The sequence below is a fragment of the Streptomyces sp. NPDC028331 genome (assembly GCF_055565775.1).
On the sequence record NZ_JBVHTR010000002.1, the window covers coordinates 17,783 to 41,902 of the forward strand.

Below are 24,120 nucleotides of genomic sequence, written 5' to 3' on the forward strand. Positions count from 1 at the left end.
GGTGGCATGACGGATCGTGTGGAGCGACGGCAGGGAGCGGCGGCGGGCGTCGACGCCGACGTCGGTGCGCTGCGCGGGGACCTGCGCGCGGCGGTGCGCGGGGCGGTCGAGTTCGACACGACCTCGCGGGCGCTGTACACCATGGACGCGTCCAACTACCGGCGCGTCCCGCTCGGCGTGGTCGCGCCCAGGGACGCGGACGATGTGGCGGCGACGCTGGCCGTGTGCCGGGAGCACGGCGTGCCGGTCGTCGCCCGCGGTGGCGGCACGTCGATCGGCGGGCAGGCGACGGGCACGGGCGTGGTGCTCGACTTCACCCGGCACATGAACCGGATCGTGTCCCTGGACTCCGAGGCGCGCACGGCGGTGGTCCAGCCGGGCGTGGTCCTGGACCGCCTCCAGGAGACCGCCGCCCCGCACGGCCTGCGCTTCGGCCCCGACCCCTCCACGCACGCCCGCTGCACGCTGGGCGGGATGATCGGCAACAACGCGTGCGGCTCCCACTCGGTGGCCTGGGGCACCACGGCGGACAGCGTGCGGGAGCTGTCGGTGCTCACCGCGCGGGGCGAGGCGCTGACCCTGGGCGGGGACTTCAAGGGCGCACCCGAGGGCCTGCGGTCCCTGGTGCAGGGCGAGTTGGCGCTCCTGCGCACCGGCTTCCCGTCCCTGCCCCGCCGTATCTCCGGGTACGCGCTGGATGCGCTGCTGCCGGAGCAGGGCGCGGACGTGGCCCGCTCCTTCTGCGGGTCCGAGGGCACACTGGGGGTTCTGACGGAGGCGGTCGTCCGCCTCGTCGAGGCTCCCCGCGCCCGCGCGCTCGCCGTGCTGGGCTACGCGGACGAGACGGCGGCGGCCCAGGCGGCGGCCGGGCTGCTGGCGCACGGCCCGCTGACGGTGGAGGGCATGGCCGCCGATCTCGTACCACCGTCGGCGGGCCTGCCGCGCGGTGGCGCCTGGCTGTTCGTGGAGGCGGGCGGCGCGGACCGGGCGGAGGCACGCGCGCGTGCGGAGACGATCGTCCGGGCGGCCGACGTCACGGACGCCGTGGTGGTCACCGACCCTGCCGGGCAGCGCGCGCTGTGGCGGCTGCGCGAGGACGCGGCGGGAACGGCGACGCGGATGCCGGACGGCACCGAGGCATGGCCCGGCTGGGAGGACTGCGCCGTACCACCGGCCCGACTGGGGGCGTATCTACGGGACTTCCGCCGCCTGCTGACCGACCACGGCCTGCGCGGCACGCCGTACGGCCACTTCGGGGACGGCTGCATCCACGTCCGCATCGACTTCGACCTGCTCACGCAGGAGGGCGTCGCCCGCTTCCGCCGCTTCTCCGAGGACCTCGCGGACCTGGTCGTCGCCCACGGCGGCTCGCTGTCGGGGGAGCACGGCGACGGGCAGGCACGTGCGGAACTGCTGCCGAAGATGTACGGACCGGATCTGGTCGCCCTCTTCGCCCGCGCCAAGGACCTCTGGGACCCCGACGGCCTGCTCAACCCGGGCGTGCTGGTCCGCCCGGCCAGCCTGGACGAGAACCTGAGGTTCGCGGTGCTGCCGCGCGAGCCGGTCCCGGTCGCCTTCGGCTATCCGGCGGACGGCGGCGACTTCTCGGCGGCGGTGAGCCGGTGCGTGGGCGTCGCCAAGTGCCGTACGACGACGGCGTCCGGCTCCTCGGTGATGTGCCCTTCGTTCCGGGCGACCGGCGCGGAGGAGCACTCCACGCGGGGCCGGGCCCGGTTGCTGCACGAGATGCTGGCGGGCGAGGTGGTGCGCGACGGCTGGCGTTCCCCGGAGGTCAGGGACGCCCTGGACCTGTGCCTGTCCTGCAAGGGCTGCCGCACGGACTGCCCGGTCGGCGTCGACATGGCCACGTACAAGGCGGAGTTCCTGCACCACCACTACGCCGGGCGGCGCCGCCCGGCCGCGCACTACGCGATGGGATGGCTGCCGCGCTGGCTGGAGGCGGTGGCCCGCACCCGCACGGCCCCGCTGGCCAACGCCCTCGCGACGGTTGAGCCGTTGGCGGCGCTCGCGAAACGCATGGGGGGAATCGCCCCCGAGCGCGCGCTCCCTCGCCTGGCGCGGGAGCCGTTCACCCGGTGGTGGAGGCGGACGACCGGCGGGCGCACGGGGGCGACCGGGCCCCTCATGGCCCTCTGGCCGGACACGTTCACGGAGCACCTGTCGCCGTCCGTGGGGAAGGCGGCCGTACGGGTGCTGGAGGCGGCGGGCCTGAGGGCGGCCCTGCCGCCGGGGCGCGGGCGCCGGGTCTGCTGCGGCCTGACGTACGTCTCCACGGGCCAACTGGACCGCGCCCGCAAGGTCATGGAGCGCACCCTGGACCTGATGGAACCGGTCCTGGCGGCCGGCGCCCCGGTGGTCGTCCTCGAGCCGAGCTGCGCCGCCGCGCTGCGCACGGACCTGCCGGAACTCCTCCACGACGACCCGCGCGCACAGCGCCTCGCGGCGGCGGTGCTGACCTTCGCGGAGGCCCTGGAGAGGCACGCCCCCGACTGGACCCCGCCCCGCCTCGACCGCCCGGCGGCCGGCCAGACCCACTGCCACCAGCACGCGGTCCTCGGCGACGCCCCCGACCGCCGACTGCGCGCGGCGGCGGGCCTGACCGGCGACCTCACCGGCGGCTGCTGCGGCCTGGCGGGCAACTTCGGCTTCGAGAAGGGGCACTACGAGGTCTCGACGGCCTGCGCGGAGGACGAACTGCTCCCCGCGGTGCGCTCGGCCCCGGACAACGCGGTGTTCTTGGCGGACGGCTACTCCTGCCGCACCCAACTGGGCCAGCTCGCGGGCGTCAGGGCACGGCACCTGGCGGAGGTGCTGGCGGAAGGCCTCGACGGGGCCACGGAGACCAAGGGGAAGAGGAAGTGAGCGAGGTACTGGACCGGGTGGCGGTCCTCTCCGACATCCACGGCGTCCTGCCCGCCCTGGAGGCGGTGCTCGCGGAGCCGGACGTCGCCGCCGCCGACCGCGTCGTGGTGACGGGCGACATCACGGCGGGCCCGCAGCCGGCCGAGGTCCTGGACCGGCTGGCGCGCGAGGGCGAGCGGGTGGTGTGGGTCGCGGGGAACGCGGACCGGGAGCTGGTCGAGTACCGCCGTGGCGAGCGTACGGAGATTCCCGACCCGATCGGCCCGTATGCGGCGTCGCGGCTCCGCGACGAGCAGGTCGGCTTCCTCTCTGCCTTGCCGCTGACGGTGACACTTCCGGTACGCGGCCTCGGAGACGTCCTGTTCTGCCACGCCACCCCGAGAAACGACGAGGAGGTCGTCCTCGTCGACTCGCACCCCACCCGCTGGGCCGAGGTCTTCGAGCACCTTCCACGCACCGTCGGCACGGTGGTCTGCGGCCACACCCACATGCCGTACGTCCGCCTCGCGCACGGCCGCCAGGTGGTGAACCCCGGCAGCGTGGGCATGCCCTACGGCCGCCCCGGCGCCCACTGGTGCCTGCTCGGCCCCGGCGTCGACCTGCGCAGAACACTCTTCGACGTCCCGGCCGCCATCGCCCGTCTGACCCGCGAGTCGGCGTACGAGGACATCGCGGAGTGGGCGGACTACTTCCTCAACGCGCGGGCGGGGGACGCCGAGGTGCTGGAGGTGTTCGGACGGCTGGAGGGGCGGGGCTGAGCGAGGCTCCACCCGGCCGGCGGGTGTGACGGCCCGCCAGCGTCGCCGGCCGCGGTCTCCGGAGCGCGTGACAGGGATCTGAGGCCCGACGGCAGTGGGCTTCTCACCGACCGGCTGTACCCGGGGCTCTGGCCACCCGTCTCCTCGCCCCGGCCAAGCCCCGGCCGGGTGAGGTGTACGAGTGACCGGCCGCCGCCCGGCGTGCCGGGCAGCGGCGCGGGAGACCTGCGGTCCGCTCAGGAGCAGGGGACCGCGATCTGGTAGGTGCGCTGCCCCGAGTCGATGGAGGGACTGTCCGTCCAGTACGCACCGTTCTGGAAGAACCGCATGCTGACGGAGTACTCGCCGCACTCGGACAGGGTGGCGACATTGACCAAGTCGTCCTTCGAGCCGGTACGGGACGTCTGGCTGACCAGATACGTGTCGTACGACAGCACGGTGCCCTTGGAGTTGCTCACCGTTCCCGTGGCCCGCCACTGAGCCGGGTAGGTGCTGCTGGCGTTGTACCAGGCGCTGCCCCAGTAGTAGGTGTTCCGGTCGGTTTCCCCCCGGATGTGGGCTTTCTGCGTGGCGTCGATGACCAGGCAGACGCGGGCGTCGGCGTAGGTCCAGTTCTTCGCGCCGTAGTAGCCCTCCCACGGCGTGCAGTAGGTGCCCGCGACCGGGGGTTCCACGGCACCCGTCGCCGACGCCGGGGTTCCCTGGGTCAGGAAGGCCGTGAGGGCGGCCATGGCCACACCTGTCGTGCGTCGGGCGAGCGCCCGGGTCCGGAGATTCGACAAGGGAGGTCCTCTCGAGTGGGGCAACGTGCCTGTACAGACCTCCTAACGATCTTCGAAGCCCGAGGCCACGCCTCTTTGGGGTGGTGGCCGTGGTGCTTGGCCGACGCGCAGAGGAGGGCGCTGCCCTCTGGTCGCACGCAGCATTCTCTGACTAAAGTCAGAGAATGGATGAGACGCAGATCGACCAGGTCCGGCGGTTCAACCGCACCGTCACCGAACGCGTGGGAGTGCTCCACGACCATTACCTGGGCCGCGACCGGCCGATCGGCGAGGCCCGGCTGCTCTGGGAGATCGGCGAGCAGGGGCAGGACGTGCGGCGTCTGCGCGAGCGTCTGGGGCTCGACTCCGGGTACGTCAGCCGACTGCTGCGTTCCCTGGAGGCCGACGGCCTGGTCACGGTCGAGCCGCAGCGCCGGGACCGGCGAGTGCGTACCGTGCGGCTCACCGACGAAGGCCGCGCGGAGCGCGCCCTGCTCGACGGCCGCAGCGACGAGCTGGCCGGTTCCCTGCTCAGTCCGCTCAACGCCGCACAGCGGGCCCGGCTCGTCGCGGCCATGGCCGAGGTCGAGCGGCTGCTGACCGCCGCGACGGTCACGCTGGACGTCGTCGACCCCGACCACCCCGACGCCCGGCACTGCCTGTTGTCCTACTTCACCGAGTTGCAGGAGCGCTTCGAGACCGGCTTCGATCCCGCGCGCAGCCTGCTGCCCGACGCGGGCGAACTCCGCCCGCCCCGCGGGCTGTTCCTGGTGGCCCGGCTGCACGGAGAACCCGTCGGCTGTGCGGGTCTGAAGCTGCCGTCCGGGGCTCCGGCGGAGATCAAGCGCATGTGGGTGGCGCCCGAGGCCCGGCGGCTCGGCCTCGGCCGCCGGTTCCTGACCGAACTTCAGGAGCGGGCCGCCGAGCACGGCTACGACACCTTGCGCCTGGACACCAACAAGGCGCTCACCGCCGCGATCGGCCTGTACCACTCCTTCGGCTTCCAGGAGGTCGCCGCCTTCAACGACGAGCCGTACGCCCACCACTGGTTCGAGAAGCGGACCACCGCGCCCTCGCCACGGCTGTAGCGGTCGTACGTCCGGCTGCCCGGGCTACGCCTCCGGCTGCGCCGTCCTCACCTTGCCCCGCCCCACCTGCGTCCGTACCGCGCCCATGCTCGCCGCGATGACCAGGGTGATCGCCGCCACCTGGGTTCCGGTCAGGGACTGGCCCAGGAGCAGGAAGCCCGCCGTCGCCGCGATCGCCGGTTCCAGGCTCATCAGGACCGCGAACGTGGACGCGGGAAGGCGGCGCAGGGCGAGGAGTTCCAGGGTGTAGGGGAGGACCGAGGACAGCATCGCCACCGCCGCGCCCAGCCCGATCGTCACCGGCACGAGCAGCTTCGTGCCGGACTCGGCGATCCCCAGCGGCACGAACAGCACCGCCGCGACCGCCATCGCGAGCGCGAGCCCGTCGGCCTGTGGGAAGCGTCGTCCCGTACGGGCGCTGAAGACGATGTACGCCGCCCACATCGCGCCCGCCGACAGCGCGAACGCGACACCCGCGGGATCCAGGGCGCCGAAGCCTCCGCCGCCCAGCAGGAACACGCCGGCCAAGGCGAGGGCCGCCCAGACCACGTTCACCGCACGGCGGGAGGCCAGCACCGAGAGCGTGAGCGGGCCGAGGACCTCCAGGGTGACGGCCGGGCCCAGCGGGATGCGGGCCACCGCCTCGTAGAAGAGGCCGTTCATCGCGGCCATGGTGACGCCGAAGACCACGACCGTGCCCCAGTCGGCGCGCGAGTGTCCGCGCAGCCGGGGCCGGCAGACCAGGAGCAGCACGATCGCGGCCACCACCAGCCGCAGGGTGACCACCCCGAGCGCCCCGGCCCGCGGTATGAGGCTCACCGCGAGCGCCCCGCCGAACTGGACGGAGACACCTCCGGCGAGCACCAGGCCGACGGGCCCGAGGGAACCCCTCAGGCGCGGACCGCCGGACGCCACGGGCGGGGTGGTGGCGGGAGTCGACGTCGAGGATGCGGCAGCGCTCGGGGAGTTCACGGGGCCTTCCAGGGGCTTGGCTCGGTGCAGAATTCGTGCAGCTCGGTGTACCTGGAAGTCTAGAGTAATGGACCGAGTCAGGTGTGTGAACTCGTTTTACTGCTGTACGTGCGTTCGCGCAGGTCAAGCCCCGTGCCAGGGCGTCTCGTCGCGGAAGAGGGGGCGGCCGTCGGGGAGGTACGGGGGCACGGTGCCGGGCGCGTCCCGGGAGGACTCGTACGGGGCGGCGTACCCCTGGGGGAGCTGGGAGGTCCGAGGCGCCGCATACGGGTCCGGCGGCGGCCACCCGGCCTGTGCCGGTTCCGGGAAGAGCGGCAGCCGCAGCTCCGCCGTGTCCATGTTGACGTTGTTCTGGGACCGGTGCAGCCGGGAGTACGCCCCGCCCCGGGCCAGCAACTCGTCGTGGCGGCCCGTCTCGACGATGCGGCCCTGGTCGACGACGAGGATGCGGTCGGCGTCGGGCGCCAGGTTCAGATCGTGCGTGATCATGATCGTCGTACGGCCGGTCATCAGGCGCCGCAGCGGTTTGACGACCCGGCGTGCCGCCATCGCGTCCAGGCCGGTCGTCGGCTCGTCCAGTACGAGCACGGGCGCGTCGCGCAGGATGGCGCGTGCGATCGCGAGCCGCTGAAGCTGGCCGCCCGACAGCCGGGCCGAGTGGGGGTCGACCTTGGTGTCGTACCCCTCGGGCAGTCGCATGACGAAGTCGTGCGCGTCCGCCGCCCGGGCCGCCTCGATGATCGCCCGGTCGCTCGCGCCGGGCCGGCCGCAGGCGATGTTCGCGCGCACGGTGTCGTGCAGGACGAGGGTCTCCTGCGGCAGCAGCGTGACGTACTCGCGCAGCCGCGCCAGCGGGAAGTCGCCGAGGGGGGTGCCGTCGAGGAGGACCGTCCCGGAGTCGGGGTCGTAGAAGCGCAGCAGCATCTTGGAGACCGTGGACTTGCCCGCGCCGCTGGGCCCCGTGATGATCACCAGTTCGCCGGGCCGCACGGAGAACGACAGCCCCTGCAAGGCCATCCGGTCCGCACCCGGGTAGCGGAAGCACACGTCCCGCACCTCGACCGCCCCGTCGGGCCGTCCCGCCGGCGCCCGGTCCGCACGGGCCGGATCGCTCACCGCCGGCCGCACGTCCAGGATCTCGATCAGCCGCTCGGCGCCCGCCGTGGCAGCCGTCACGGTCAGCCCGAGCTGTGCCAGGCCCCGCACGGGCGGGTACAGGTAGCCGAGGAAGGCGGCGAACGCGAGGAGCCGGCCGAGCGTCATCCGCCCCGCGGAGATCTCCCACGCGCCGAGCCCGATCACCGCGAGCACGCACACCGTTTCGATGACCTGCACGAGCTGCTCGTAGAGTTCGTTGAGGCGGGCCGAGCGCACCGACGCCCGGAACCAGGCGTTCGCCTCCTGCCCGAGCCGCCGCCGCTCGGCGGCCCGGCGGTCGTAGGCCTGGGTGAGCACGATGTTGCCCAGCGACTCCTCCACCACGGAGGTGATCGCGCCGTCGGCCACCCGGCCCTCGCGCGAGACGGACTTGATGCTGCCGGAGAAGCGCCGGGCCGCCAGCCAGAACAGCGGTGCCAGCACGAAGGTCGCCGCCGCCAGGTCCCAGCGCAGCCAGAACGCGGCGGCCGCGTAGAAGACCGCGCTGAAGGCGGCGGACGCCGCGCCCACCAGACCGGACACCACCATCGTCTCGATCGCCTCGACGTCGCCGGTCAGCCGGGACAACAGGTCCCCCTGCCGGTGCCGTTGGAAGAAGTGCGGCGGCAACTGCTGGACGTGGTCGAAGACATGCTCGCGCAACCGCATCACGAAACGCTCGGTGATCCAGGTGGCCAGGGAGTTGCCGGCGTACCCGATCGCGGCGCCGACGACGGCGACCCCGAGCCACTCGGCGGCCGGTTCCCAGAACGCGTCCAGCGAGCCCTTCTGCAGCGCGTGGTCGGTGAGTTCGCTGAACAGCAGGATGGCGGCGGTCTCGGCGAGCGCGGCGAGCACCGTGCACCCCCAGACGACGGCCAGCCGGCCCCGCAGCCCCCTGGTCATGGGCCAGAAGCGCCGGAAGGCGGTGCGGGCGGGGATGGCGGGGGTGCCGTCGTCCTCCTGGTCCGCGTACTCGTCCTCGTGGTCCTCGTACTGATCAGTCCCGGTCATTCCCAAAGGTTCTGTCACGGTGATTGGCCGGCCCTTTGAGTGATCTCGGGGCAGGCTGTGAAGTGCCGTCGCAATCGGTCGGGAAAGGCTCCGGGAAATACGTGAAAGAGGGCCGACGGTGCACCGTCGGCCCTCTTCATCGAAGTCGGGTCAGTGGTTGTGGCCGGGCAGCGGCTTGGGCAGCGGCTTCGGCTGGTGCTTCTTCTTCGGCTTCGGCTTCGGCGGGGGCGGGAGCTGCTTGGCCTTGGGCTTCGGGGGCAGCGGGGCAAGCTTCTTGAAGCTCATTTCCGTCTCCTTGAGGGTTTCTCGATATTTCCGTGCGGTGCTGCGAGAATTCTCGGCGGGCGCGTGAGGATTCCCGGCTGTTTCTTTCGGGAATTCCTCGCCGCCCGACACGGAAGAACTTACACGGCCGTCGGCTGCACAACGGCAAAGAACGGCAAACGGGAGCTGTGAATTCCTTGGGAATTGCTGGGATTCGGCCGGAGAACCTGAGTGCTGCTTGTCCCCGGGGCCTCTTCCTGTGAGCCGCCTGGGTGCGGTCGATCCATGCAAGCATGCTTGCTTGTTTCTCCGCCCGCTGCCATGCTCCCCACGCACACCGTCGTGCCCCGAGGGGAGCGCATCGTGTCCGACGTATCGTCCGTGATCGACGACCTGGGCCGGGAGAGCGAGCAACTCGACGGCCTGGTGGCCGAGTTGGCAGAGGATGACTGGGCGCTGGACACCCCCGCCGAGGGCTGGACCATCGCCCACCAGATCGCGCACCTCGCCTGGACCGACCGCGCCGCCCTGCTGGCCGTCACGGACCCGGCGGCGTTCGCACCGGAGGTGGACAAGGCCCTCGCATCCCCCGGCACCTGGGTCGACGAGGCCGCACGCGCGGAGGCCGAACGCCCGCCCGCCGCACTGCTCGCCCGGTGGCGCGAGGGCCGCACCGCGCTCGACCGGGCCCTGCGCCAGGCACCCCCCGGCGCCCGTTTCCCCTGGTACGGCCCCCCGATGTCGACCGCCTCCATGGCCACCGCCCGCCTCATGGAGACGTGGGCGCACGGCCTGGACGTGGCGGACGCGCTCGGCGCCGCACCCGCCCCCACCGCCCGGCTCCGGCACATCGCCCGGCTCGGGTTCCGCACCCGCGACTTCTCCTACACGGTCCACGCACTGCCCGCACCCGCCGACCCGTTCCGCCTCGAACTCGTCGCACCGTCGGGCGACGTGTGGACGTACGGCCCCGAAGACGCCCCGCAGCGCGTCACCGGACCCGCCCTCGACTTCTGCCTTCTGGTCACTCAACGCGCCCACCGCGCCGACCTCGCCCTGCGCGCCGAGGGCCCGGACGCCGACCGCTGGCTGGACATCGCACAGGCCTTCGCGGGCCCGCCCGGCACCGGACGCCCGCCGAAGGGGGCCGCCCGGTGACCGCCCCCCGCCCGCTGCGCATAGGCAACGCCTCCGGCTTCTACGGCGACCGTTTCGACGCCCTGCGCGAGATGCTCACCGGCGGCCCCCTCGACGTCGTCACCGGCGACTATCTCGCCGAGCTGACCATGCTGATCCTCGGCCGCGACCGCCTGAAGAACCCCGGCGGCGGCTACGCCCGCACGTTCCTGCGCCAGTTGGAGGAGTGCCTGGGCATCGCCCACGAGCGGGGCGTGCGCGTGGTGGCCAACGCCGGCGGCCTCAACCCCGCCGGACTCGCCGACGTCGTACGGGAGTTGGCGGCGCGCCTCGGCATCCCCGTCCGGGTGGCGCACGTCGAGGGCGACGACCTCACCGCCTCGTACCCCGGCGCCCTCACCGCCCACGCCTACCTCGGCGGCCACGGCATCGCCGCGTGCCTTCGCGAGGGCACCGACGTCGTGGTCACCGGGCGCGTGACGGACGCGGCGCTGGTCACCGGGCCCGCCGTCGCCCACTTCGGCTGGGGGCCCGAGGAGTACGACCGGCTGGCGGGCGCGATGGTCGCCGGGCACGTGCTGGAGTGCGGGGCGCAGGCCACCGGCGGCAACTACGCCTTCTTCACCGGGCATCCGCCCGAGCTGCTGCGCCGGCCCGGCTTCCCGCTCGCCGAACTGCACGAGGACGGCAGCAGCGTCATCACCAAGCACGACGGCACCGGCGGCGTCGTGGACATCGGCACGGTCACGGCGCAACTGCTGTACGAGACGGGCGGCGCCCGGTACGCGGGCCCCGATGTCACCGCCCGCCTGGACACCGTCCGGCTCACCCGGGAGGGGCCCGACCGGGTGCGCGTCGACGGCGTGCGCGGGGAGGCGCCGCCCCCGGCGCTGAAGGTCGGCCTCAGCAGGCTCGGCGGCTTCCGCAACGAGGTCGCCTTCGTGCTGACCGGGCTCGACATCGAGGCCAAGGCCGCGCTCGTGAGGGCCCAGATGGAGGCGGCCCTCGACGCCGCGAAGTCGCGTCCCGAGAGTGTGCGCTGGGAACTCGCCCGCACCGACCACCCCGACGCACCCACCGAGGAGACCGCGAGCGCCCTGCTGCGGCTCGTGGTGCGGGACTCCGCCGAGGACGCCGTGGGCCGTTCGCTCAGCGGCGCCGCCGTCGAACTCGCGCTCGCCAGCTACCCCGGCTTCCACCTGGTCGCCCCACCGGGGAAAGGCGAACCCTATGGGGTCTTCGAGGAGGCCCGAGTCGACCATGGTGCCGTAGCCCATGTGGCGGTCCTCAACGACGGCCGCCGCATCCCCGTGCCATCGCCCCACCACACCCGTGTACTCGACGACGTACCCGAACCGTCCCTGCCCGAGCCGCTGCCCCCGGGCCCCACCCGCCGCGCCCCCCTCGGTCTCGTCGCCGGCGCCCGCAGCGGCGACAAGGGCGGCAGCGCCAACGTCGGCGTCTGGGCCCGCACCGACGAAGCCTGGCGGTGGCTCGCCCACACCCTCACCGTCGACCGCTTCCGCGCCCTGCTCCCCGAGACGGCCCGCCTGCCCGTCGTCCGCCACGTCCTGCCCAACCTGCGCGCCCTGAACTTCGTCGTCGAGGGGATCCTCGGCGAGGGCGTCGCCGCGCGGCACCGCTTCGACCCGCAGGCCAAGGGCCTCGGCGAATGGCTGCGCGCCCGCCACCTGGAGATACCGGAGGCCCTCCTGTGACCGTGCTGTCGTCGGCCCTGGACCCCCGCGGCCCCGACTTCCTCGCCCACCGCGACGCCATGCTCGCCAAACTCGCCGAACTGGACGCCGAGCACGCCAAGGCCCTCGCGGGCGGCGGCGACAAGTACGTCGCCCGCCACCGGGCGCGTGGCAAGCTCCTCGCCCGCGAACGCGTCGAACTCCTCCTCGACCCCGACACACCCTTCCTGGAGCTGTCCCCGCTGGCCGCCTGGGGCAGCGACCACACGGTCGGCGCCTCCCTCGTCACCGGCATCGGCGTCGTGGCGGGCGTCGAATGCCTGATCACCGCGAACGACCCCACCGTGCGGGGCGGCGCCAGCAACCCGTGGAGCCTGAAGAAGGCCCTGCGCGCCAACGACATCGCGCTCGCCAACCGGCTGCCGTGCATCAGCCTCGTGGAGTCCGGGGGCGCCGACCTGCCGTCCCAGAAGGAGATCTTCATCCCCGGGGGCGCCGTCTTCCGGGACCTGACCCGCCTGTCCGCCGCCGGAATCCCGACCCTCGCGGTCGTCTTCGGCAACTCCACGGCCGGGGGGGCGTACATCCCCGGCATGTCCGACCACGTGATCATGGTCAGGGAGCGGGCGAAGGTGTTCCTCGGCGGACCGCCGCTGGTGAAGATGGCCACCGGCGAGGAGAGCGACGACGAGTCCCTGGGCGGCGCCGAGATGCACGCGCGCGTGTCGGGCCTCGCCGACTACTACGCCCTCGACGAGCAGGACGCGATCCGGCAGGCCCGGCGCGTGGTCGCCCGCCTCAACCACCGCAAGGCGTACGCCGACCCGGGCCCGGCGGAGCCACCCGAGTACGACGCGGAGGAACTCCTCGGGATCGTGCCCGGCGACCTGAAGGTGCCCTTCGACCCGCGCGAGGTCATCGCCCGCATCGTCGACGGCTCCGACTTCGACGAGTTCAAACCGCTGTACGGCACCAGTCTGTGCACCGGATGGGCCGCCCTGCACGGCTACCCGGTCGGCATCCTGGCCAACGCGCAGGGGGTGCTGTTCAGCGCGGAGTCCCAGAAGGCGGCCCAGTTCATCCAGCTCGCCAACCAGCGCGACATCCCGCTCCTGTTCCTCCACAACACCACCGGCTACATGGTCGGCAAGGAGTACGAGCAGGGCGGCATCATCAAGCACGGCGCGATGATGATCAACGCCGTCAGCAACAGCAGGGTGCCGCACCTGTCGGTGCTCATGGGCGCCTCGTACGGCGCCGGGCACTACGGCATGTGCGGACGCGCCTACGACCCCCGCTTCCTGTTCGCCTGGCCCAGCGCCAAGTCCGCCGTCATGGGCCCGCAGCAGCTCGCGGGCGTCCTGTCGATCGTCGCCCGCCAGTCCGCCGCGGCCAAGGGCCGGCCGTACGACGAGGACGCCGACGCCGCCCTGCGCGCCATGGTGGAGCAGCAGATCGAGTCCGAGTCCCTGCCGATGTTCCTGTCCGGGCGGCTGTACGACGACGGCGTCATCGACCCGCGCGACACCCGCACCGTCCTCGGCCTGTGCCTGTCCGCGATCCACACCGCGCCCTACCAGGGCGCGCGTGGCGGATTCGGCGTCTTCCGGATGTGAGGCCCGCGATGCCCGCCATGCCCCTGATGACCTCCGTTCTGGTGGCGAACCGCGGCGAGATCGCCTGCCGCATCGCCCGCACCTGCCGCGACCTGGGCATCCGCACGGTCGCCGTGCACTCGGACGCCGACGAGCACGCGCTCCACGCGCGCGTGGCCGACACGGCCGTACGCCTCCCGGGCGCCGCACCCGCCGACACGTACCTGCGGGGCGACCTGATCGTCGAGGCCGCCCTCGCGTCCGGCGCCGACGCCGTGCACCCCGGCTACGGCTTCCTCTCCGAGAACGCCGACTTCGCGCGCGCGGTGCGCGACGCGGGCCTGGTGTGGATCGGGCCGCCGCCGGAGGCGATCGAGGCGATGGCGTCCAAGACGCGCGCGAAGAAACTGATGGGCCTGGAGCCGCTCACCACCGTGACGGAGGCCGACCTGCCGGTGCTGGTGAAGGCGGCGGCGGGCGGCGGCGGACGCGGCATGCGCATCGTACGGCGGCTGGCGGACCTGGACGCCGAGCTGACGGCCGCCCGCGCGGAGGCACGCAGCGCCTTCGGCGACGACGAGGTGTTCATCGAGCCGTACCTCGAAGGCGGCCGCCACGTGGAGGTGCAGGTCCTCGCCGACACGCACGGCACGGTGTGGGCGCTCGGCACCCGGGACTGCTCCCTCCAGCGCCGCCACCAGAAGGTGATCGAGGAGGCCCCGGCACCCGGTCTGACCCCCGAACTGGAGCAATCCCTGCGCGCGATGGCCGTACGGGCCGCCCGTGCCGTCGACTACGTGGGCGCGGGCACGGTCGAGTTCCTGGTCGCGGGGGACAGGGCCCACTTCCTGGAGATGAACACCCGCCTCCAGGTGGAACACCCGGTCACCGAAGCGGTGTTCGGAATCGACCTGGTGGCCCTGCAGATCCGCGTCGCGGAAGGCGCGGCACTGGACGACGAGCCGCCACGCGCGCGTGGGCACGCGATCGAGGCCCGCCTCTACGCCGAGGACCCGGCCCGGGACTGGGCCCCGCAGACCGGCACCCTGCACCGCCTCGCCGTACCGGACGTACGCCTGGACACCGGGTACACCGACGGCGACGCGATAGGCGTCCACTACGACCCCATGCTGGCCAAGGCCGTCGCCCACGCCCCCACGCGCGCGGAGGCGATCCGCAAGCTGGCGGGCGCCCTGGAGCGGGCGGAGATCCACGGCCCGGTCACGAACCGGGACCTGCTGGTCCGCTCCCTGCGCCACGAGGAGTTCACGACGGCCCGGATGGACACGGGCTTCTACGACCGCCACCTGCCCGCCCTCACCGCGCCGGCCTCCGACCCGTACGCCCCCCTGGCCGCCGCCCTCGCGGACGCCCACGGCCGCTCACGGTTCGGCGGCTGGCGGAACCTGCCGTCGCAGCCGCAGGTCAAGCGGTACCTCATGGCGGGCGAGGAGCACGAGGTCCGCTACCGGCACACACGCGGGGGCCTCGCGGCGGAGGGGGTGCGGGTGGTGCACGCGGACACGCACCTGGTGATCCTCGAGGTGGCCGGCGTACGGCGGAAGTTCCAGGTCAGCCGCTACGGCGACGAGGTGTACGTCGGCCCGACGGCCCTCACCGCCCTGCCCCGCTTCGACGAACCCACGGCCGCCCACGCGCCGGGCTCCCTGCTGGCCCCCATGCCCGGGACGGTCGTACGAGTCGCGGAGGGGCTGACGGTGGGGGCGGCGGTGAGGGCCGGGGAGCCCCTGCTCTGGCTGGAGGCGATGAAGATGGAACACAAGATCACGGCCCCGGTGACGGGCACCTTGACGGCCCTGCATGCGACGCCCGGCCGGCAGGTGGAGGTCGGCGCACTGCTTGCAGTGGTGCAAACCACCGAGTAGGGACGCGCCCTTCAGGGGCGCGGAGCTGTATCGATATGCGGCTACCGCCGCGATGGGGGTCCCCCCTGTTCGAGCGAAGCCGAGAACGTGGGGGAGCGAGCAACCACAACGGACCGGCACCCGGGAGACGACAATGAGCCCCGTCATCGAATCCGAGGAACAGAAAGCCCTCCGCGCAGCGGTGGCCGCCCTGGGCGCCCGCCACGGCCGTACCCACAACCCCACCGAACTCTGGTCCGAGGCGGCCAAGCTCGGCTACCTCGGCGTCAACCTGCCGCAGGAGTACGGCGGCGGAGGAGGCGGCATAGCCGACCTCTCCATCGTCCTCGAAGAACTGGGCGCAGCCGGCTGCCCCCTCCTCATGCTCGTCGTCTCACCCGCCATCTGCGGCACGGTCATCGCCCGCTTCGGCACCGCCGCACAGAAGGAACAATGGCTGCCGGGCCTGGCCGACGGCACCCGGATCATGGCCTTCGGCATCACCGAACCCGACGCCGGCTCCAACTCCCACCGCATCACCACCACCGCCCGCCGCGACGGCGGCGACTGGGTCCTGAACGGCCGCAAGGTGTTCATCTCCGGCGTCGACATCGCGGACGCGACCCTCGTCGTCGGCCGCACGGAGGACGCCCGCACCGGCAGGCTCAAGCCCTGCCTGTTCATCGTCCCCCGCGACGCCCCCGGCTTCGAGCGGCGGCAGATCGACATGGAACTCACCGGGCGGGAGAAGCAGTTCGAGCTGACCCTGGACGACGTACGGCTGCCCGCCGACGCGCTCGTCGGCGACGAGAACGCCGGCCTGCTCCAACTGTTCGCCGGGCTGAACCCGGAACGCATCATGACCGCCGCCTTCGCCATCGGCCTCGGCCGCCACGCGCTCACCCGCGCCGTGGAGTACGCGCGCGACCGTACCGTCTGGCAGCAGCCCATCGGCGCCCACCAGGCGATCGCGCACCCCCTCGCGCAGGCGCACATCGACCTGGAACTGGCCCGCCTGATGATGCAGAAGGCCGCCTTCCTCTACGACTCCGGGGACGACACGGCCGCCGGAGAAGCCGCCAACATGGCCAAGTACGCGGCCGGCGAAGCCTCGGTGAAGGCCGTCGACCAGGCCGTGCACACCCTCGGCGGCAACGGCCTCACCCGCGAGTTCGGGCTCGCCTCCCTCATCACGGTGGTGCGCGTGTCTCGTATCGCACCGGTGAGCCGGGAGATGATTCTCAACTACATCTCCCACCAGACCCTGGGCCTGCCCAAGTCGTACTGACACCCGGCGCGCCGGCGCGAGGAGGAACAGTGTTCCGCAGCGAGTACGCAGACGTCCCGCCCGTCGAACTCCCCATCCACGACGCCGTGCTGGGCCGGGCCGCCGAGTTCGGCGAGCTGCCCGCCCTGATCGACGGCACGGACGGCACCACCCTCACCTACGAACAACTGGACCGTTTCCACCGGCGGATCGCCGCCGCGCTCGCCGAGGCCGGGGTGCGCAAGGGCGACGTGCTCGCACTGCACAGCCCCAACACGATCGCCTTCCCCCTCGCCTTCTACGCGGCCACCCGCGCGGGCGCCTCCGTCACGACCGTGCACCCGCAGGCCACGGCCGAGGAGTTCGCCAAGCAACTGCGGGACTCGGCGGCCCGCTGGATCGTCACCGTCTCACCGCTCCTTCAGACGGCCCGCCGCGCCGCCGAACTCTCGGGCGGCGTCCGGGAGATCCTCGTCTGCGACAGCGCGCCCGGCCACCGCTCGCTGATCGACATGCTGGCCTCCACCGCACCGGAACCCCAGGTCGTCATCGACCCGGCGCAGGACATTGCCGCACTCCCGTACTCCTCCGGGACCACCGGCATCCCCAAGGGCGTCATGCTCACCCACCGCCAGATCGCCACCAACCTCGCGCAGATACGGCCGCTCATCGGGACGGGACCCGGCGAGCGCATCCTCGCCGTGCTCCCCTTCTTCCACATCTACGGCATGACGGCCCTCATGAACGCGCCCCTGCTGCAGGGCGCCACCGTCGTCGTACTGCCGCGCTTCGACCTGGACACCTTCCTCGCGGCCATCCAGAACCACCGCATCACCGGCCTGTACGTGGCCCCGCCGATCGTGCTCGCCCTCGCCAAGCATCCCGTCGTCGCCCAGTACGACCTGTCGTCCCTGAAGTACATCATCAGCGCCGCGGCACCCCTGGACGCAGGCCTGGCCGTGGCCTGCGCCCGGCGCCTCGGACTGCCGCCCATCGGCCAGGGGTACGGCATGACCGAACTGTCCCCGTGCACGCACGTGGTACCCCTGGACGCCCGTGACGCGCCCCCCGGCACGGTCGGCAAACTGGTCCCCGGCACCGAGATGCGCATCCTGTCCCTCGACGACCCGGACAAGGACCTCGGCGTCGGCGAGGCCGGCGAGATCGCCTTCCGCGGCCCCCAGGTGATGAAGGGCTACCTGGGCCGGCCCGAGGCCACCGACGCGATGATCGACCGCGACGGCTGGCTGCACACCGGGGACATCGGCCACGTCGACGCCGACGGCTGGCTGTTCGTCGTCGACCGGGTGAAGGAACTCATCAAGTACAAGGGCTTCCAGGTGGCCCCCGCCGAACTCGAAGCCCTCCTCCTCACCCACCCGAGGATCACCGACGCCGCCGTCATCGGCGTCTACAACGACGACCACAACGAGGTCCCGCACGCCTTCGTCGTCCGCCGCCCGGGCGCCGACGACCTCTCCGAGGGCGAGGTCATGATGTACGTCGCCGAACGTGTCGCCCCCTACAAACGCGTCCGCAACGTCACCTTCATCGACCAAGTGCCCCGCGCCGCCTCCGGGAAGATCCTCCGCCGACAGCTCAGGGAGCGGATATGACCGGCCCCGTCCGCACCGCCCACCACCGCGGCATCGCCACCCTCACCCTCGACTCGCCCGCCAACCGCAACGCCCTGTCGGCCGCGCTCGTCGGCGCGCTCGCGGACGCGCTCACCGGCTGCGGCAAGGACGGCGACGTACGCGCCGTCGTCCTCACCCACACCGGGAACACCTTCTGCGCGGGCGCCGACCTGCGCGACCCACCGGACCCGGATGCCCTGGTCGCCCTGTTGCGGCAGATCGTCGAGCTGCCCCAACCCGTCGTCGCCCGGGTGACCGGACACGTACGCGCGGGCGGCCTCGGACTGCTCGCCGCCTGCGACATCGCCGCCGCGTCCACCACGGCCACCTTCGCCTTCACCGAGGTGCGCATCGGAGTCGCCCCCGCCGTGATCTCCCTGCCCCTGCTGCCGCGCACCGACCCCCGCGCCCTCGCCCGCCACTACCTCACCGGCGAACGCTTCGATGCCCGCGAAGCCGTACGCACCGGACTGCTCACCGCCGCCGGCGACGACGTCGATCAGGTCCTCGAACCCGTGCTCGACGGACTGCGGCGGGCCGCACCCCGGGCCCTGGCGGAGACCAAACGGCTCCTCACCGCTACGGTGCTGGAGACCTTCGACCGGGACGCGGCCGACCTGACCGCGCTCTCGGCCCGGCTGTTCTCCTCCCCGCAGGCCCGCGAGGGAATGACGGCCTTCCTGGAACGACGGGATCCCTCATGGGTGGTGTGAGCACAGCAGAACGCGAGCGCGTCCCCAAGCAGGACCGCGTGCCCAAGCAGGACCGCAGCCGGGCCACCCGGCAACGGCTCCTCCAGGCCGCCGTGGCCTGCCTCGCCGACCACGGCTGGGCCGGCTCCACGGTCTCCGTGGTCGCCGAACGCGCCGGCGTCTCCCGGGGCGCCGCCCAGCACCACTTCCCGACCCGGGAGGACCTGTTCACGGCGGCCGTCGAGTACGTCGCCGAGGAACGCTCCACCGCGCTGCGGGCCCTGTTCCCGCACGGTGCCGCCGACCGGCGTGCGGTGGTCGCGGCCCTCGTCGACCTCTACACCGGGCCGCTGTTCCGCGCGGCCCTGCACCTGTGGGTCGCCGCCTCCAACGAGGAGCCGCTGCGGCCCCGCGTGACCGAGCTGGAGGCCCGCGTCGGCCGCGAGACCCACCGCATAGCCGTCGACCTGCTCGGCGCCGACGAAACGCGGCCGGGCGTCCGCGAAACGGTCCAGGGCCTGCTGGACATGGCCCGCGGTCTGGGCCTGGCCAACCTCCTCACCGACGACGGCGCCCGCCGGGAGAAGGTGGTGGCCCAGTGGGCGGCGCTGCTGGAGGAGGCGCTGGGCTGTTGAGGGCCTCCGCGAAGGCGGGACTTTCGCAACCCGCCCTAGCCGCGTACCGCAGCCAGGCCCTGGTCGTACAGGTCGAGGATGTCGCCCTGCCCGTTGCCCTCGAGCCACGTCGCAGTGGCGGCATCGAAGCATGCGAACGCGGTCGCGACGATGGCGCGGGCCTGCCCTCTGTCCGTCCCCGAGCGCGTCAGTCTGGCTTCGAGCAGTGGCAGCAGCTCCTCCTGGCAGCGCATGCGTTTCCCGAGATAGGCGGCGCGCAGTGAGTCGGTGCGGTGCACCAAGCGGAAGCGCTCCAGCGCCTCCTCGGGACTCGTGTGGAGGGAGAGTGCGGCCTTGAACGCGGCACGCAACGCCTCCCAGGCGTCGGCATCGGCGGGCTGGTTGCGGACGGTTTCCGTCAGGAGGGTGACGAACTGCTCCTCGCTGCCGCCGATGAGGTCTTCCTTGGTGCCGAAGTAGCGGAAGAGGGTGCGCTGGGAGACTCCGGCCTCGCGGGCGATCTGCGCGATGGTCGTCTCCTCGTAGCCCTGCTGCGTGAACAGGCGCAACGCGGTCCGGAGGATCTCCTGAGCGGCCAGTTGCCGCGTGCGATCCCACAGCGTGGACGTAGCCGCCCCTCTGCCTTGTGTTCCCTGCGTCATGCGACCAGCTTAGCGACGCCTGCCAATTTGGCACTCGCCTAGGATCTGGCAGCCACTGCCAACATGGCGTACGCTGTCATGGAGCCGCCGGGCGCCTGCACGGCGCTTCGCCTTCCCTTCCTCTGTTCCTCTCTGCCCGCGGCGACAGAGCTGGCGGCGTCCCCGCCCGATCAGCAAGGAGAACAACCGTGGCAACGAAGAAGGCACTCATCACCGGTGGGACCAGCGGGATCGGCAAGGCCACCGCAGAACTGCTCCACTCGCGCGGCTATCGCGTGATGGTCACCGGTCTCGGCGATCCCGCCAACGCCGGCCTTCCCGCAGACGTCATCGCCGTGGAGGCCGACATCGGCTCCCTGACCGACATCGACCGGGCCCTGGACCAGGCCCGCGCGCACCTGGGCTCCCTCGACCTGCTCCACCTCAACGCGGGCCTGCCCCGTCCCGGCCTCTCGATCGAGTCCACCGACGAGCCCACCTTCGACGCCCTGTTCGACATCAACGTCAAGGGCAACTTCTTCACACTCCAAAAGGCGCTCCCCCTGCTGAACGAAGGCGCGTCCGTGGTGCTCACCGTCGGCGCCGCCGAGGGGCTCGGCGCCGCCATGACCGCCGCCAAGGGAGCCCTGCTGCCCCTCGTGCGGTCCGCAGCCATCGAACTCGCCCCGCGCCGCATCCGGGTCAACGCGGTGAGCCCCGGCGTGGTCGACACCCCCGTGTACAGCAAGATGGGCATCTCCGCGGACACGATCGCCTCCTGGGGCGAAGGCGTTCCCCTCGGCCGCGTGGGAGCCCCCGCGGACATCGCCGAAGCCGTCGCCTTCCTCGCATCCGACGCCGCCGGCTACATCACGGGCGACAACCTGCTCGTCTCCGGCGGCATCGGCGTCCACGCCCGCGCCGTGTAGGCGATGAGGCCACAAGCCGACCAGTGCCGTCGTGAGCTTCGTACGCTCCGCGCCGGGTCTTCACACCTGACCTGCCGTCCCACCCACCGGCCGGGCAGTGGGCGCCGCGGCTGCGATACGGGGGCCGGGAACCCTGTCCGCCGCCGCAGCGGCGGACAGGTCGAGGTGGGAAAGCGCCATCAGTGCGCGATGTCCGCGTACCCCTCGATCTCCTGCGGGCTGCGCGGCCCCGGGCCGACGTAACGGGCCGACGGGCGCACCAGGCGGCCCGTGCGCTTCTGCTCCAGGATGTGCGCCGACCAGCCGGCCGTACGGGCGCACGTGAACATCGACGTGAACATGTGCGCCGGGACCTCGGCGAAGTCCAGCACGATCGCCGCCCAGAACTCCACGTTCGTGGCCAGCACACGGTCGGGACGGCGGTTGTGCAGCTCCTCCAGCGCCGCCTTCTCCAGCGCCTCCGCGATCTCGAAGCGCGGCGCGCCCAGCTCACGGGCGGTGCGCCGCAGCACGCGCGCCCTCGGGTCCTCCGCCCGGTACACCCGGTGGCCGAAGCCCATCAGCCGCTCGCCCCGGTCCAGGGCCCCCTTCACATAGGCCTCCGCGTCACCGGTGCGCTCGATCTCCTCGATCATGCCGAGCACACGGGAGGGCGCGCCGCCGTGCAGCGGCCCCGACATCGCACCCACGGCACCCGAAAGCGCCGCGGCCACATCCGCGCCCGTGGACGCGATCACCCGCGCGGTGAAGGTGGAGGCGTTCATGCCGTGCTCGGCTGCCGACGTCCAGTAGGCGTCGACGGCCGCGACGTGCTTCGGGGCCGGCTCGCCCCGCCAGCGGATCATGAACCGCTCCACGACGGACCGTGCCTTGTCGATCTCCCGCTGCGGCACCATCGGCAGCCCCTGGCCGCGCGCCGACTGGGCGACGTACGACAGCGCCATGACCGCGGCCCGGGCCAGGTCGTCGCGGGCCTGCTCCACGTCGATGTCAAGCAGCGGTTTCAGGCCCCACACCGGGGCCAGCATGGCCAGCGCGGACTGCACGTCCACCCGGATGTCACCGGAGTGCACCGGGATCGGGAACGGCTCGGCGGGCGGCAGTCCGGGGTTGAAGGCGCCGTCCACGAGCAGCCCCCACACGTTCCCGAACGAGACGTGGCCGACCAGTTCCTCGATGTCGACGCCCCGGTACCGCAGGGCACCGCCTTCCTTGTCCGGCTCGGCGATCTCCGTCTCGAACGCGACGACTCCCTCGAGTCCGGGTACGAAATCGGACATCAGGCGGCTCCTCGTGATGTGTACGGCGGGAAGGGGTGCGCCGCGCCGGCTCCGCGGTCTGTAGCGGTCGTTCTCGAAAACTCGCGGTCCGAAACGGTCACCTCGGTTGATGCCCCGATCGGTCGGCGGTCACCCAACCCGAACGGCACCAGCACGATATCCCCGAGTGCCACCTTTGGGGAGAGGAAGCGGCACTCAGTGCCACACAGTGATGAAGCCCACCCGCACCGTGCCCACTGTCCACAGGCCGCCGAAGGCCCACGGAACGTACGGCAAGATGACGACGTGACCGACCGCTACTCGGACGAACCCGCAGCCCAGCCCCCCGTTCACCCGGCCGCCAAATCCACGACGGACCCGGTTATCGAAGCCATCGTCGAACACGCGGCCGAAGGCCCCGCCGAGGACCTCTCCACCAACCCCGCGGAAATGCGAGCCCACTACCGCGCCGAAGGCCTCGACGAGTCCTCACTCGCCCCCCACCCCATGGACCAGTTCGCCCGCTGGTTCAAACAGGCCGCCCAGGCCGCCATCGCCGGAATGATCTACGAACCCAACGCGATGATCGTCTCCACCGCCGACGCCGAGGGACGCCCCAGCTCCCGCACCGTCCTGATGAAGCAGTACGACGAACAGGGCTTCGTCTTCTACACCAACTACGACTCCCGCAAGGCCCAGGACCTCGCCGCCAACCCCCACGTCTCGCTGCTCTTCCCCTGGCACCCCATGGCCCGCCAGGTCATCGTCACCGGCACCGCCCACCGCACCGGCCGCGACGAGACCGCCGCCTACTTCCGCACCCGCCCCCACGGCTCCCAGCTCGGCGCCTGGGCCAGCACCCAGTCCTCGGTCATCCACTCCCGCACCGAACTCGACGCCACCTACCGGGAACTCACCACCCGCTACCCCGAGGGCACCCAGGTCCCGGTCCCCCCGCACTGGGGCGGCTTCCGCATCGCACCCTCGACGGTCGAGTTCTGGCAGGGCCGCGAAAACCGCCTCCACGACCGCCTCCGCTACGTCGCGGAACCGGACGGCACTTGGCGGGTGGAGCGCCTGAGCCCCTGACCCCCAGAACGCAGACGACCCGCGAGCTCAGGTCCTCCGCCAGAAGACGAAGGAGCCGGCCGGACGTACCGGCGAGCCCGCGGGTCGGGTGACTGCGTTGGATTGGCCGGCTGCGCGCATCTTGCACGCGCTGGTCCGGCGCCGAACTGAGTACGACGGCGAGCCGCTAGCCCGCAGTCACCTCACGCGTCCGGTTGTCATACATCTGCCGAACCACCTCCTTTCCCGTGTGCTTCACACCCTAAGAAGCGGTTCGAAGGCAATCAACAGGTTTTTCGAGAGGTTGACAGTGCGGGTTCCGGGCGGGTGCCGTAGCCGTGCCCGTCGCCCCGTTGCAGGAGCCGCAGGTTCCAGTGGGAGACGTTGATCCGCCCGGCCGGCGTAGAGAGGCTGTGCTGCCCTCGGGCGCGAACCGAGATCCGTCCTGTCCACGTGCCCGCCCACTTGCCACGCTACGGCCGACGCCGGAGCTCACCCGGCTACTCGTCGAGAAGATGCATGCGCTCGTCGACACCTACCGGGACCGGGCCGCGGACGAGGGCGACGCCGGCGCCGCTCAGGTACGCATCCAGACACGCGCGTTCCCACTCACCACGGAATGAGAGGTCACAGCCCGATGCACCCCGAGACCCACCTCGCCCTGCACCGCTTCCGTGCCGCCGAACTTCGCGCGGGCGCCGACGCGCACCGCCTCGCCGCACCGCCTCGGCGCCCCCGAGACCTCCGTATCCGCCTCGGCTGGGCCCTCGTGGAGGTCGGCCTGCGGCTGGCCGCCGGGCCCAGGACGGCCGCCGCTGTTCCCTAGGCCCTCTTGTCGAACT

Annotated in this window: 20 protein-coding genes; 14 read left to right on the top strand and 6 right to left on the bottom strand. The window is 72.3% G+C overall.

The window, feature by feature from the left end; all coding sequences use genetic code 11:
* Nucleotides 1–6 precede the first annotated feature (6 nt).
* Both ACZ4SW_RS02245 and ACZ4SW_RS02250 read left to right on the top strand, forming a co-directional pair.
* Nucleotides 7–2,883, top strand: coding sequence for an FAD-binding and (Fe-S)-binding domain-containing protein (locus ACZ4SW_RS02245; RefSeq protein WP_468236749.1), 2,877 nt, complete (start codon nt 7–9; stop codon nt 2,881–2,883).
* On the top strand, nt 2,880–3,641 hold the full coding sequence (locus ACZ4SW_RS02250) for a metallophosphoesterase family protein (protein WP_468236752.1): 762 nt from the start codon (nt 2,880–2,882) through the stop codon (nt 3,639–3,641). Before ACZ4SW_RS02245 ends, ACZ4SW_RS02250 begins: the two co-directional genes overlap by 4 nt.
* A 236-nt stretch (nt 3,642–3,877) precedes the next feature.
* Here ACZ4SW_RS02250 and ACZ4SW_RS02255 read toward each other — a convergent pair whose 3' ends face one another.
* Nucleotides 3,878–4,372, bottom strand: coding sequence for a hypothetical protein (locus ACZ4SW_RS02255; RefSeq protein ID WP_468236755.1), 495 nt, complete (start codon nt 4,370–4,372; stop codon nt 3,878–3,880).
* A 215-nt stretch (nt 4,373–4,587) separates the two neighbouring features.
* Here ACZ4SW_RS02255 and ACZ4SW_RS02260 point away from each other — a divergent pair, with 215 nt between their 5' ends.
* Nucleotides 4,588–5,490, top strand: a complete 903-nt coding sequence (locus tag ACZ4SW_RS02260; protein ID WP_468236757.1) for a bifunctional helix-turn-helix transcriptional regulator/GNAT family N-acetyltransferase — start codon at nt 4,588–4,590, stop codon at nt 5,488–5,490.
* Nucleotides 5,491–5,514: 24 nt separating this feature from the next.
* Here the strand turns inward: ACZ4SW_RS02260 and ACZ4SW_RS02265 are convergent, their stop codons facing one another.
* The 3 genes from ACZ4SW_RS02265 to ACZ4SW_RS02275 all read right to left on the bottom strand — a co-directional run bounded on the left by ACZ4SW_RS02265 (nt 5,515) and on the right by ACZ4SW_RS02275 (nt 8,898).
* Nucleotides 5,515–6,462 carry an EamA family transporter gene (locus ACZ4SW_RS02265; protein ID WP_468236760.1) on the bottom strand — a complete coding sequence of 316 codons (948 nt, stop codon included), beginning with the start codon at nt 6,460–6,462 and terminating at the stop codon, nt 5,515–5,517.
* A 123-nt stretch (nt 6,463–6,585) separates the two neighbouring features.
* Nucleotides 6,586–8,505, bottom strand: a complete 1,920-nt coding sequence (locus ACZ4SW_RS02270) for an ABC transporter ATP-binding protein (RefSeq protein WP_468237571.1) — start codon at nt 8,503–8,505, stop codon at nt 6,586–6,588.
* Between the two features lie 258 nt (nt 8,506–8,763).
* Nucleotides 8,764–8,898 carry a hypothetical protein gene (locus ACZ4SW_RS02275; protein ID WP_468236763.1) on the bottom strand — a complete coding sequence of 45 codons (135 nt, stop codon included), beginning with the start codon at nt 8,896–8,898 and terminating at the stop codon, nt 8,764–8,766.
* Between the two features lie 342 nt (nt 8,899–9,240).
* On the opposite strand from ACZ4SW_RS02275, the gene ACZ4SW_RS02280 reads away from it, so the two are divergent.
* The 8 genes from ACZ4SW_RS02280 to ACZ4SW_RS02315 all read left to right on the top strand — a co-directional run bounded on the left by ACZ4SW_RS02280 (nt 9,241) and on the right by ACZ4SW_RS02315 (nt 19,402).
* The gene (locus ACZ4SW_RS02280; RefSeq protein WP_468236766.1) at nt 9,241–10,035 is read left to right on the top strand and encodes a TIGR03084 family metal-binding protein; all 795 of its coding nucleotides are present in this window, start codon (nt 9,241–9,243) and stop codon (nt 10,033–10,035) included.
* Complete coding sequence (locus tag ACZ4SW_RS02285) at nt 10,032–11,732, top strand: acyclic terpene utilization AtuA family protein (protein ID WP_468236769.1); 1,701 nt, start codon at nt 10,032–10,034, stop codon at nt 11,730–11,732. Before ACZ4SW_RS02280 ends, ACZ4SW_RS02285 begins: the two co-directional genes overlap by 4 nt.
* Nucleotides 11,729–13,327: an acyl-CoA carboxylase subunit beta gene (locus ACZ4SW_RS02290; protein ID WP_468236772.1), complete on the top strand. Its 1,599-nt coding sequence runs from the start codon at nt 11,729–11,731 to the stop codon at nt 13,325–13,327. Before ACZ4SW_RS02285 ends, ACZ4SW_RS02290 begins: the two co-directional genes overlap by 4 nt.
* A 23-nt stretch (nt 13,328–13,350) precedes the next feature.
* Nucleotides 13,351–15,192, top strand: coding sequence for an acetyl/propionyl/methylcrotonyl-CoA carboxylase subunit alpha (locus tag ACZ4SW_RS02295; protein WP_468237573.1), 1,842 nt, complete (start codon nt 13,351–13,353; stop codon nt 15,190–15,192).
* Nucleotides 15,193–15,325: 133 nt separating this feature from the next.
* Nucleotides 15,326–16,459, top strand: coding sequence for an acyl-CoA dehydrogenase family protein (locus tag ACZ4SW_RS02300; protein ID WP_468236774.1), 1,134 nt, complete (start codon nt 15,326–15,328; stop codon nt 16,457–16,459).
* A gap of 29 nt (nt 16,460–16,488) precedes the next feature.
* On the top strand, nt 16,489–18,054 hold the full coding sequence (locus ACZ4SW_RS02305) for a 4-coumarate--CoA ligase family protein (RefSeq protein WP_468236777.1): 1,566 nt from the start codon (nt 16,489–16,491) through the stop codon (nt 18,052–18,054).
* The gene (locus tag ACZ4SW_RS02310; RefSeq protein WP_468236782.1) at nt 18,051–18,788 is read left to right on the top strand and encodes an enoyl-CoA hydratase family protein; all 738 of its coding nucleotides are present in this window, start codon (nt 18,051–18,053) and stop codon (nt 18,786–18,788) included. The genes ACZ4SW_RS02305 and ACZ4SW_RS02310 overlap by 4 nt, the downstream gene beginning before the upstream one ends.
* Nucleotides 18,776–19,402, top strand: coding sequence for a TetR/AcrR family transcriptional regulator (locus ACZ4SW_RS02315; protein WP_468236785.1), 627 nt, complete (start codon nt 18,776–18,778; stop codon nt 19,400–19,402). The genes ACZ4SW_RS02310 and ACZ4SW_RS02315 overlap by 13 nt, the downstream gene beginning before the upstream one ends.
* A gap of 35 nt (nt 19,403–19,437) precedes the next feature.
* On the opposite strand, the gene ACZ4SW_RS02320 is transcribed toward ACZ4SW_RS02315, so the two are convergent.
* Nucleotides 19,438–20,043 (bottom strand): TetR/AcrR family transcriptional regulator, encoded by a 606-nt coding sequence (locus tag ACZ4SW_RS02320; protein WP_468236787.1) that lies wholly within the window; start codon nt 20,041–20,043, stop codon nt 19,438–19,440.
* Nucleotides 20,044–20,231: 188 nt separating this feature from the next.
* On the opposite strand from ACZ4SW_RS02320, the gene ACZ4SW_RS02325 reads away from it, so the two are divergent.
* On the top strand, nt 20,232–20,951 hold the full coding sequence (locus ACZ4SW_RS02325) for an SDR family NAD(P)-dependent oxidoreductase (protein ID WP_468236790.1): 720 nt from the start codon (nt 20,232–20,234) through the stop codon (nt 20,949–20,951).
* 179 nt (nt 20,952–21,130) lie between these two features.
* On the opposite strand, the gene ACZ4SW_RS02330 is transcribed toward ACZ4SW_RS02325, so the two are convergent.
* Nucleotides 21,131–22,231, bottom strand: a complete 1,101-nt coding sequence (locus tag ACZ4SW_RS02330) for a citrate synthase 2 (RefSeq protein WP_468236792.1) — start codon at nt 22,229–22,231, stop codon at nt 21,131–21,133.
* Nucleotides 22,232–22,660: 429 nt separating this feature from the next.
* On the opposite strand from ACZ4SW_RS02330, the gene pdxH reads away from it, so the two are divergent.
* Both pdxH and ACZ4SW_RS02340 read left to right on the top strand, forming a co-directional pair.
* Complete coding sequence (gene pdxH, locus ACZ4SW_RS02335) at nt 22,661–23,299, top strand: pyridoxamine 5'-phosphate oxidase (protein WP_468237576.1); 639 nt, start codon at nt 22,661–22,663, stop codon at nt 23,297–23,299.
* Between the two features lie 616 nt (nt 23,300–23,915).
* Nucleotides 23,916–24,104 carry a hypothetical protein gene (locus ACZ4SW_RS02340; RefSeq protein WP_468236795.1) on the top strand — a complete coding sequence of 63 codons (189 nt, stop codon included), beginning with the start codon at nt 23,916–23,918 and terminating at the stop codon, nt 24,102–24,104.
* The last annotated feature ends 16 nt before the right edge of the window (nt 24,105–24,120 follow it).